9 protein-coding genes are annotated in these 11,241 nt (G+C 36.1%); 2 read left to right on the forward strand and 7 right to left on the reverse strand.

Annotated features, from left to right (window positions below):
• Window positions 1-939: 939 nt before the first annotated feature.
• From F6K40_RS24975 to F6K40_RS24990, 4 genes are all read right to left on the reverse strand, one after another.
• Entirely contained in the window at window positions 940-3,798 is a 2,859-nt protein-coding gene (locus F6K40_RS24975) for a hybrid sensor histidine kinase/response regulator (RefSeq protein WP_293139800.1), read from the reverse strand.
• 883 nt (window positions 3,799-4,681) lie between these two features.
• On the reverse strand, window positions 4,682-5,728 hold the full coding sequence (gene trpD, locus F6K40_RS24980; protein WP_293139801.1) for an anthranilate phosphoribosyltransferase: 1,047 nt from the start codon (window positions 5,726-5,728) through the stop codon (window positions 4,682-4,684).
• 268 nt (window positions 5,729-5,996) lie between these two features.
• Window positions 5,997-6,251: a hypothetical protein gene (locus tag F6K40_RS24985; protein WP_293139802.1), complete on the reverse strand. Its 255-nt coding sequence runs from the start codon at window positions 6,249-6,251 to the stop codon at window positions 5,997-5,999.
• Window positions 6,252-6,320: 69 nt separating this feature from the next.
• Window positions 6,321-7,082, reverse strand: coding sequence for an RpnC/YadD family protein (locus tag F6K40_RS24990; RefSeq protein ID WP_293139803.1), 762 nt, complete (start codon window positions 7,080-7,082; stop codon window positions 6,321-6,323).
• Between the two features lie 137 nt (window positions 7,083-7,219).
• Between F6K40_RS24990 and F6K40_RS24995 the strand changes: the two genes are divergently transcribed.
• Window positions 7,220-7,504, forward strand: coding sequence for a hypothetical protein (locus F6K40_RS24995; RefSeq protein ID WP_293139804.1), 285 nt, complete (start codon window positions 7,220-7,222; stop codon window positions 7,502-7,504).
• A 10-nt stretch (window positions 7,505-7,514) separates the two neighbouring features.
• Window positions 7,515-7,667 (forward strand): hypothetical protein, encoded by a 153-nt coding sequence (locus F6K40_RS25000; protein WP_293139805.1) that lies wholly within the window; start codon window positions 7,515-7,517, stop codon window positions 7,665-7,667.
• A 665-nt stretch (window positions 7,668-8,332) separates the two neighbouring features.
• On the opposite strand, the gene F6K40_RS25005 is transcribed toward F6K40_RS25000, so the two are convergent.
• From F6K40_RS25005 to F6K40_RS25015, 3 genes are all read right to left on the reverse strand, one after another.
• Window positions 8,333-10,291 (reverse strand): bifunctional serine/threonine-protein kinase/formylglycine-generating enzyme family protein, encoded by a 1,959-nt coding sequence (locus F6K40_RS25005; protein ID WP_293139806.1) that lies wholly within the window; start codon window positions 10,289-10,291, stop codon window positions 8,333-8,335.
• 7 nt (window positions 10,292-10,298) lie between these two features.
• Window positions 10,299-10,448 carry a hypothetical protein gene (locus F6K40_RS25010; RefSeq protein WP_293139807.1) on the reverse strand — a complete coding sequence of 50 codons (150 nt, stop codon included), beginning with the start codon at window positions 10,446-10,448 and terminating at the stop codon, window positions 10,299-10,301.
• A 538-nt stretch (window positions 10,449-10,986) separates the two neighbouring features.
• Entirely contained in the window at window positions 10,987-11,166 is a 180-nt protein-coding gene (locus tag F6K40_RS25015) for a hypothetical protein (RefSeq protein ID WP_293139808.1), read from the reverse strand.
• Window positions 11,167-11,241: the final 75 nt, after the last annotated feature.

The raw sequence follows: 11,241 nt of genomic DNA on the forward strand, positions 1-11,241 counted from the left end.
GGAGAAAGGAGTCAGGAGAAAAGTAGAAGTATAATATCTTTTCCCTACTCTCAGAGCTAAAATTTTATTTATAACTGATTATCCGAACATGATATTACTCCTGTAGAAACTCAATGTGACTGGTTACGAGAGATAGGTTTTATTGATGTTGATTGTTTTCTAAAGGTATTTGAAATTGCTTTATTTGGAGGAATAAAACCAATTAATAATTAATAATTAATTATTACCTCTTCTTGATCAGAAGAGGATTTTGCTCAAAGGAATTTTTTTTCCATAATTTACGCAAATTATTATAGCGCTACGCGCTAGGGAAGAGGGAATAGTAATATCATATTCGGATAATCAGTTATAAAAAAATCTTTTCCCTTTGAACCTTTCTTTTCCTTCTGCCTTCTTTCCTCCTTACAACCGAACATGATATAATACCATTTTTAAAAAAGAATGTTACGAATAATAAGTGCAATAAAAAGATTTTTTAGGAAATGTCCCTTTAACAAAAAAGAGAATTTACGACCTAAAAACTGGTATTAAATCTATTCATTCTGACTCCTGAATTATGAATTCTAAGAAATATCCCAGCTATTTGTAGCTAATATTTATTAAATTAGTATAATATCAAATCCGGTTATACAATAATCGCAAAATTACTTCCTCAACTTACAGATGTTAATCATCAATATGAATTTTTCAATTCATGCTCATTAATCCTTTTTTTCTCCTGACTCCTGAGTCCTGACTCCTGACTCCTAAGCGATACGATAACTAATTACCGAAAAATTTTGGTTTAAAGCCTCCCCTTGGATAGGGGATAATAAATAAAAATTTTCATGATTAGTCAATCCTCTTCTTTTCAAGGAGAGGTAATTATTCATTATTCATTATTCATTATTCATTGTTGAACCAGATTCTAATATTATCAATAGTTCATAAATCGATTCATTAACACCGATATTTAGAAATAAATTGAATAATTTCTCGATCATTAAAATCATGTGCTAGTTGACTAATTTTTTCCACGAATAACACATATTTTTGATCCTCTTTTTCTAAAGACTTAAGTTGCCTAATAATACCTTTAATATTACCTTTTGAAGCGAGGTCATATATAATATCTAATTCTTTTTTAGGAGGTACAATAAATTCTGTAAGATTAGTTTCTGTTTCTGTAGTAGATTTATTTGTTTCCCGATAAACCCACTCTAGATGCAAATATTTTTCGATCGCTTTGAATAATTCTTTAGTTTCTACAGGTTTAGGTAGAAAATCATCAGCTCCTGCAGTCATACTCTCATATTGATCGGTTGCAAATACACTCGCAGAAGAAGCAATAATCGGAATCGCCTTTGTCTCTGGGGATGCTCTGATTCTTTGCATCATCTCGAACCCATCTAGCACTGGCATAATTAAGTCTGTAATTATTAAATCTGGATGACACGAGCAGATTTTTTGCCAACCTTCTTCACCATCAGCAGCTTGGATCACCTGAAAACCTATTGGTTTGAGCAGATTAATAATCACAGAACGATTTTCCCATCTATCATCAACGACTACAATTTTAGGTGCAGCACCTTTGATACCGATAATTTGTTTGCTGGAGTCAGATGAATGAGCGATCGCCCATTCATTAGCCACGGGTAAATCTAATTCAAACCAAAATACACTGCCAATTCCTTTTTGACTTTCAACTTGAATTTGACTGCCCATAAGTTGCACGATTTTTTGACTGATCGCTAACCCTAACCCCGTTCCTTCTACTTGTTGTTTTCCTTCCCCTACTTGCTCAAAAGGCTGGAAAAGTTTTTTGACTTGTTCTTGTGTCATTCCCACTCCCGTATCCCGAATTTCAAATCGGATGTAGTGTGAATCTGTAGGCGAGTTCTTGAGTTCTTTGTGTCTGTGTTTTCTTCGAGTGTCATAAACAATCAAAGTCACAGTTCCCTCTTCGGTAAATTTGATAGCATTACCCAGCAAGTTAATCAGAACTTGTCGCATTCTCTTCTCATCAGCATGAACTCCTATTGGTAGTTCAGTTTCAGCTTGATAAACAAAACCAATATTTTTCAGTTCTGCTCTAATACGGCATATTTCTACCACACTTTGCAATAAAGCAGGAAAATGAAATTCTGTCGGATACAGTTCCATGCGTCTGGCTTCAATTTTTGACAAGTCGAGTATGTCATTAATTAACATTAGCAAATGGGAACCGCAACGGTAAATGATCTCAATTTGCTCTTGCTCGTTTTTTGTCAATGTTGGGGAAAGTTGCAAGATTTGAGCATAGCCAAGGATACCATTGAGTGGGGTGCGAAGTTCGTGACTCATATTAGCAAGAAATTCACTTTTAGCATTATTGGCGACTTCTGCTTTTTCTTTTGCTTTTTCTAATTCTTGGGTTCTACATTTAACTTTTTCTTCTAGAGATTTAGAATAATCTGCTAGTCGATCGTAAGACTCCTTTAACTTCTGACTCATTTGATTGAAAGATTTTGCTACTACTTCCAATTCTTTGATACCTTTTCCTTTCACTAGGTGCGTTAGTTCCCCACTAGCTAATTCTTGGCTGGCTTGAGAGAGATAAAATAGAGGCCGAGAAATCCAACGAGCAGTAAGAATACCGAACATAGTAGCGATCGCCAAACTTATCAAACATAGCCAAATAGTAGTGCGGGTGCTGGCATTAATTTTTTCCATAAAATCTATTTCTGGCACCACTACTACAATTAACCAGTCAATACCATACTCATCAGTAAAGGGAGTGACATAAAGAAATTGATTTCTTCCATATCGATCTTTCCCTTGCCAGTCCTTAGCAACTGTAAATACTTGCTGTATTTCGCGATCTGGAATATTTTTAAAGCTACCAAAATGTTCTACTAAATAGTTAGCTGTAGCGCTAGTTAAAACATTTTGACTATTTGTTGCCGGGAGTCTGCTTAATGTTCGCTCGTTTTGCTGAGTTGACATTTCTTTTTGGAGCGGGGTTCCCCCTTTGTTTAAGTCATCTACTACCACTAAATTTTCCTTAATTGAAGTGGCAACAACCTCGCCATTTCTTTCTATGATAAAACTCTGTCCAGATTGGCTGATATTCAAATTCTGTAAATACTTACTAATATGAGAGAGAGTCAGAGAAACTCCCAAAACACCGACTATTTCTCGATTAGTATAAACTGGCTTAACTGCATCAATACTAATACCACCCTGATTTTGCCATCCATAAATTGGAGTCCAACTTGTTTTACCAGCTTTTACAGCAGTTTTGTACCAGAGATTTTGGGGAGGGTTATAATCTATAACTTCATAGATTAACCCTTGGGGTTCTCCTTGATAGTTAGCACTATATTCTCTCATTTTATAGTTAGTTGATTTGCCACCAAATGCAACTTGAAATTTACCATCTACTAAATCTCTTGCTGCCCCAACAAATTGTCTTTCATTGTTACCAAAATAAATATAACTTACTGTTTCAAATTGTTGAATTTGTTGCCAAAAATAATTCTGCCAAGCACCAACATTTTTTAAGTCTAGATATTGTTGGTTAATTGTATCGGCATTAATTTTATTAATTTGATGAGGTCTAGTTAAATAAGTTTTTAAACGGTCAACTATTCTTCTACTAATTTCTTGGTTTAGTCGGTTAGCTAGCTCTTCAACTGATTGTTTGCCATTGCGCCAAGATAACCAGCCAATTAATCCTACTACAAGAAAAATTTGTAGGATAAAAGGCACAATTAAAATTACAAGTAAGGGAATTTTATAAGAGCTAAAAGCAACTTTACGAGAATTTTTGAATAACATTTTTTGTCAAATCCTTTTCTTTGATATAGCGCGTAGCGCTAGGGAACATGGAACAGGGAACAGGGAACAGCAAACTATCAAAGGGTTCAGGATTTATAACTGTCTTAACCTTTGCTTCGACTGCTATAAAACTATGATTTCAAAGCTAATCTCACACAGAAAGTCTTTTTATTCTCTACTACCGGATATACCTTATTAACTCCAAAACTGCTGTAACTATTCAACTTTTTCAATTCAAAATTCACGCATTCAAAGTTCAAAAATTTGCTGATTTACTTGAATTTCAATAATTGTTTAATTAAGGATTCAAGCCTCGTTCTTCAGAGAGCGAATTTTTCAATTCAAAATTCACGCATTCAAAGTTCAAAAATTTGCTGATTTACTTGAATTTCAATAATTGTTTAATTAAGGATTCAAGCCTCGTTCTTCAGAGAGCGAATTTTTCAATTCAAAATTCACGCATTCAAAGTTCAAAAATTTGTTTATTTACTTGAATTTCAATAATTGTTTAATTAAGGATTCAAGCCTCGTTCTTCAGAGAGCGAAAAAATCAAAAATATTTTCCTTATTTCAAGCCTCTTACTTTCCTGCGGAATGCTACGCAAACAGGCAGAGGTTATAATTTTGAATGAATAATTTTGAATTTTGAATTGATTTGACTTTTTTACCGAAAAATTTTGGTTTAAAGCCTCCCCTTTTAAGGGGATAATAAATAAAAAATTTTCATAATTAGTCAATCCTCTTCTTTTCAAGGAGAGGTAATTATTAATTATTCATTATTCATTATTAATTGTTGAAAGTTGGCCATTTCAACTCATAGCTGAATGCTAACAAAAATATACTATATTTTGTCACTATTTCAGCTAAAGAAGTTTTTGCAGACTCATAAGAACTGAACTAACTGTTCCAACTTTAACCAAGCTGCCCCACTCTGGAGAATATCTTTAGCTTTGGCAATACCTTCTCCATGAGCTTCCAATGGCACAACACCTGCTACCTGTAGTGCTAGAGAACTATTCAAAGCAACTACATCTGTTTGTGCAGAGGTTCCCTTACCCTGGAGAACATTCTGCAAAATTTCCGCATTTTTTTCTACCTCTCCACCTTGTAAAGCACTTATTGGTGCAGGATTTAAACCCAAATCTTGGGGATTGACTGAAGTCATTTTTACCTCACCATTGGATAAAATAGCTATATCTGTAATGTCGCCTAAACCTGCTTCATCAAGTTTTTCTCTACCGTGGAGAGCGATCGCTGATTTTACTCCTAATATTCCTAAAGCTTCAGCTACAGTTTTGACTAAAGTAGAATTGTATACGCCAATAATTTGACCTTGGGGACGCAAAGGGTTGACTAAGGGACCTAAAAGATTAAACACAGTTCTGACTTTTAAGGTACGACGTAGAGGAACTACAGATTTCATTGCTGGATGCCAACCTGGTGCAAATAGAAAAGTAACTCCTACTTCAGACAAAGCAGATATGACTTTTTCAGTGGGGGCGTTCAAATTTATTCCTAATCCTTCCAATACATCAGCAGAACCGACTTTACTAGAAGCGGAACGGTTGCCATGTTTAGCTACTGGTACTCCCGCAGCAGCCACAACAAAAGCAACAGCAGTGGAAATATTGAATGTTGAGGCTCCATCTCCACCTGTTCCGCAGGTATCAATGACTGGGTATTGGAAGTTGGCGATGGGAATATTATTATCGTATTCTTTTGTTAGGGATAAAGATTGTAATACTTTTGCCATACCAGCTAATTCCTCGGCAGATACACCTTTAGTTTGTAAGGCGGCTAAAATTGCTCCTGATAGAACGGGTGGAATTTCTTCTTGTAGCCATCCTTGCATTAAGTTTGAAGCTTGAGAGGAAGATAAAGATTGGGCATCAAGTAACTGCTGTAATAAATTCGGCCATTCATTCATCATAAAAATTTAGTAAGTAGGAAGCCATTTAGTTTTAGGGACTAGATGGAAAGGACGCGATAGGTTTTAACCCCTAGTCAAAACATTACATGAATTAAATATTTTCACTTAAGTATTCATTGTACAGCGAAAAATTATCTATGTTATCTAACTCAGGACTTACGCAAAACCGCCATATCTCGTAGGGGCAAATGGCATTTGCCCATATCTAGCGAATGGCATTCGCCCCTACAGATGGTGTGTAATTCCATATTTGGCGTAAGTCCTGTAACTAATTTTCTTGATGAGAGCTATCTTTAATTAATTCCTCAAACTCTACAACAGAATTAACACTAATTGTTTCTAGGAGTAGTTGTTTTAATTGTGCTAAATCTTCAATATTATTCAGGGCTATTATTAGAGTTTCTGGCACTGAATTAAACCGTTTTTGCAGTAAATCAATTATATCTTGTATATGAGCTTCTTTAGCTCCTCTTTTTTCTCCTCTTTCAATAGCAAGTTCTTCCATAGTGCTTAGAAATTCCATTTTTTTTTCCTATTCATATTGATTGATTTTGGTTGAAAAATTTTGTTGTAATTCCTGGTTTAATGATCACTAATTTTCGGGATGAGAGTTATCTTTAATTAACTCCTCAAATTCCACAATGGAATTAACACTGATTGTTTCTAGGAGTAGCCTTTCTAAAAGAGGTATATCGTCAATTTTATTAATGGTTTCTATGATATTTTCTGGTAGCTCACCAAAACGTTTTTTGAGCAAATTAACAATAGATTTTTGTTCTGCTAGTTGTTGGCCTATTTGTTTGCCTCTTTCAACCGCTAATTCTTCCATAGTGCTTAGAAATTCCATTTTTTGTTCCTCCTCATATTGATTGATTTTTGTTTGAAAACTTGATTGTAATTCTGCTGGCAATTTCATCATTTTGTCGATGAATTTAAACAAATTAATAATGTCAAATTTACTTAATCCTTTTTCATACAAACTTCTCACTAATTCCCATTTCCATTGTTCTCTTTCTGTTAATTTGCTGGTGGTACTTTTGGTTTTCAGATGTGCCATTACTATAATAGCAAAGGGATTTTTGCTAGCTGATAATTCCTCCCATTGATAATCTAATAGTTTGACGATAGCAAAGTCTAATCTCATTTGACTTTCTTCTAATCCATATTCATAGAAATTTGGTCGCCAAGATGGGATTTCATCTCCTAAGATTGCTAGACTAATTACTGGTTTGTTATACAGGTCGAATGCTCGATAATTATAGATAAACATTCGTCTTTCAAATTCTCGGTCATACTGACTTTGAATTTCTATATGTATTAATATCCAGATTTCTCGTTCATCTAATAACCACACTTTAAATAATTTATCAGCATAACGTTTTTCTGTTGTGGCTGAGGCGGTAATTTGTTCTAATTCTTTATCGAGAGAAATGGGTGTTTTTTTCCAGTTAATATAGTTATGAATTTTGGGGTAGAAAAAGTTAAGAAAAGATGGGAAATATTCTCCAATTGCTGCTTTCCACGGTTCGTCTTAAGGAAGTCAGAAGTCAGAAGTCAGAAGTCAGAAGTTATTTTTGTAACGGGGATTTGAGCAACTCTCCAAAAATATTTTGCCTTAAAAGGCGGGGTTTTAGACCCAATTATTTTGATAATTTGCTGTTGTTTCTGTCATTATTTTCTGGTTATAATAATATTTTTAATTTGAGCGATCGCTTCTTAATAGTCATATCATCATCCGTGCATCTGTGGCCTAATCCCTGTCTGCCTTGGCGTTGAATAAAAAATCATGTGTAGGTACGAACGACCCCCACAGGTTAAATCTTACCATGATTTTTTGGCTGATGCAAGAGGATATTCTTTCACTTTTTTTGGAGCTTCACAAAATGCAGATTTGATCATCTGTGCATCTGTGGCAAAATCTTTGTCTTGCCATGTCTGAGTAAAATCTTCCTGCCACTGATTTTTTTTCGGTGCATCACAATATGAGTTTTTTTCCTGAGCGATCGCTTCTTAATGCTCAATCATCATCCGTGTATCCGTGGCCTAATCCCTGTCTGCCTTGGCGTTGAATAAAAAGTCATACTTAGGTACGAACAACCCCCACTAAATAAATCGTACCATGATTTTTTGCCTGATGCAAGAGCAAATTCTTTCACTTTTTTTTGGAGCTTCACAAAATGCAGATTTGATCATCTGTGCATCTGTGGCAAAGATTTTGTCTTGTCATGTCTGAGTAAAATCTTCCTGCCACTGACTTTTTTTTCGGTGCATCACAATATAAGTTTTTTCCTGAGCGATCGCTTCTTAATGCTCAATCATCATCCGTGTATCCGTGGCCTAATCCCTGTCTGCTTTAGGGTTGAATAAAAAATCATGCGTAGGTACGAGCGACCCCCACTAAATAAAGTGTACCATAAATTTTTGACCGATGCAACTAGAAAATCCTATCGTCGCCGATTTTTTTGGTAGCTCCACAAAATGCAGATTTGATCATCCGTGCATCCGTGGCAAAATCCTTGTCTTGCCCTGACTTCCGCTCACACGGATTATGGCACGGATACACGGATTAAGGGGAAAAGAGGAAAAGAACAAAGGGGAAGAATCCTAGGAACGAAAGACAGAAACGACCACACCAGACGAGACGACACGAAAACCCACACCGAGGTAGCCCACAAAGATGTAGTCACGCCCGGCGCAACGGCAATACCTAGAATAGTTGTTCCAGCAACCGCCACGGAGCAGTCTTCTATTACTATCACCTCCAGTTTCCCAAGCACTTCCATCTGTAGGCGCTCCATTATAGTTACTATGCCAAACATCCTGACACCATTCCAACACATTCCCGTGCATATCGTACAAACCAAAACTATTAGGAGGAAAAATTCCCACATCTGTTGTTTCTCCTTGATATTTTCCTTTTGGTTCATCAGCATAAGTAGACGTACCATCATAGTTAGCTAACTCAGACGTTATAGTTTCGCCAAAATAAAATGGTGTGGAAGTTCTAGCTCGACAAGCATATTCCCACTGACTCTCACTCGGTAAACTATATTTTTTACCTGTTATTTGTGAGAGTTTCTGACAAAATTCTGTCGCGTCTCTCCAACTTACGTTTTCTACAGGGCGGTTTGCACCTTTAAAGTGAGAAGGATTATTTCCCATAACTGCTTCCCACTGTGCTTGAGTGACTGGATATTTTCCCATGAAAAATTCTGGCACATCTACATAATGTTGCGGACTTTCAGTATCTCTTCTTCCTACTTCCGTCTCTGGAGAACCCATGAGAAATCTACCTGCCGAAATTTTTACCATTTCTAGAGAGACTCCATTGAAATTTTCTGTCATTACTTCTGCTTTACCTTGACGACTACTTATTCTTTCTCCTCTCCTATCAACCGTGACAGTAGTAAATGTCTGAATGGGAAATTCAGATCGTGGTGGAGGGGGAGGTGCTGGAGTTGGTTCGGGAGGAGAAATAATTTCTGGAGTTGCTTCGGGAGTTGCTTGAGAATTAGAAGTGGAAATATTTTCTGGAGGCGTTCCACTCCACAAATCTTTAGTTAACATAGCTGCCACAAACCCACCTCCTGCTAAACCTCCTAATGTCAATATTTGTCTTCTAGTTTTATTAGGTTGAAGTTGGGATTGGGGTTGGGGTTTTGCTATTACTGTCTTTGTGTTTGTTTGACTAACTTTTGGCGCTGGTGTTGGTTGTGGTGTCGGTGGTGCAGTTGTCAAACCTAACGCTTCTAAGACTGCCGTAGCATTTTCATAACGCAGTGGAAAATATTCATGCACCATCCTATCTAATATATTTGCCAGACGGTTACTTACTTTTGCTTCGTTGCGCCAGATAATATTTCCTGTTTTGGAGTCTTTTGGTAAATTGTGGGGATCTTTTCCTGTGAGTGATTTTATGCCTACCATTCCTACAGCATATATATCACTGCTTAGTTTTGGTTGTCCGTTACTTTGTTCGCTTGGCATATATCCAGGTGTTCCGACTGCTACGGTTAAAGTCGTTGCACCTGGTTGGTTAGCTGTGGTTAATACACTTATCTCTTTTACTGCACCAAAGTCTATCAATACTATTTTGTTATCGGACTTCCGACGCATCAAATTTTCTGGTTTGATGTCTCGGTGAATAATATTATTTTGATGAGCTATGGTTAATGCTTCTAATATTCCTTTGAGTAAGGCAATGGTGTAAGACTCGCTTAATTTTTTCCCCGCCGTAAGTTCCCGACTAATATCTTGCCCTTCTATATATTCTTGTACTAAGTAAAATTCTGTTCCTTCCTGAAAATGAGCAAATAATTTTGGTATTTGGTTTGAGTCTTGCCCTAATTTGTACAAAGTCTCTGCTTCTCTCTCAAACAATTTTTGGGCAATAGTTAAAACTCCTGGTTCTGAACTTTTAGGTGATAGATGTTTAACGACACATTTCGGTTTAGGTTTAACTGGTAAATCTAAATCTTCAGCTAAGTAAGTATCCCCGAAACCTCCACTTCCGAGGGAGTCAATAATTTTGTAGCGTTGTCTGAGGATTTTTCCTAGCTGCATGATTTTTTCAGTTATCTATTATCAGAATTATTCGTACAAGTTCTGGTGTTGTTTCAAAAGTTTTCTCAGTTATGTAATTTAATTTTGCTGTTAAGTTGGGGAAATTTTGTGTTTTTGGCCGATTTGATTTGAGTCTATCTGAGCGCACCTTTCCCATTATGTTTATAGTATCATGTCAAGTTTTTAAAGTAAACTACCTTTTTCTCTTTACTAGGATTTAACGGCGGTTAACTTCTACTATTTATGGCGGTTCTGTTTGGAGTTCTGATTTAATACTTTCATAAACTAGACTTTCCATGAAGATTTTTCGGAAAAATTAGGTCTCAAGTTTCTCCTTTTTAGAGAATGAAAAAAATCTTTGTGGCTGATTTTTTCTTCCCGACGTTTTAGTAGAAGGTATCAGGATAGCGATCGCTGAAATAATCGGTTATCTAATTTAATTTTGCTGTGGCAGTTCGGGAAATTTTGCTTTTTTGGCCGATTTGATTTGAGTCTATCTGAGCGCACCTTTCCCATTATGTTTATAGTACCATGTCAAGTTTTTAAAGTAAACTACCTTTTTTCAATTTCTAGGATTTAACGGCGGTTAACTTCTACTATTTATGGTGGTTCTGTTTGGAGTTCTGATTTAAGACTTTCAGATACTCGCCTTTCCATGATGATTTTTTGGGAAAATTTAGGTCTGAAGCTTCTCCTTATTTAGAGGATGAAAAAAATCTTTGTTGCTGATTTTTTCTTCCCGACGTTTTAGTAGAAGGTATCAGGATAGCGATCGCTGAAATAATATAGATGTAATTTAATTTTGCTGTTAAGTTCGGGAAACTTTGTGTTTTTGGCCGATTTGATTTGAGTCTATCTGAGCGCACCTTTCCCATTATGTTTATAGTACCATGTCAAGTTTTTTTGTCAATCACCCTTTTTCTCTTTCTACGATTTAACGGTTCTTAATT

The sequence above is a fragment of the Okeania sp. SIO3I5 genome (assembly GCF_010672085.1).
GTDB lineage: Bacteria > Cyanobacteriota > Cyanobacteriia > Cyanobacteriales > Microcoleaceae > Trichodesmium.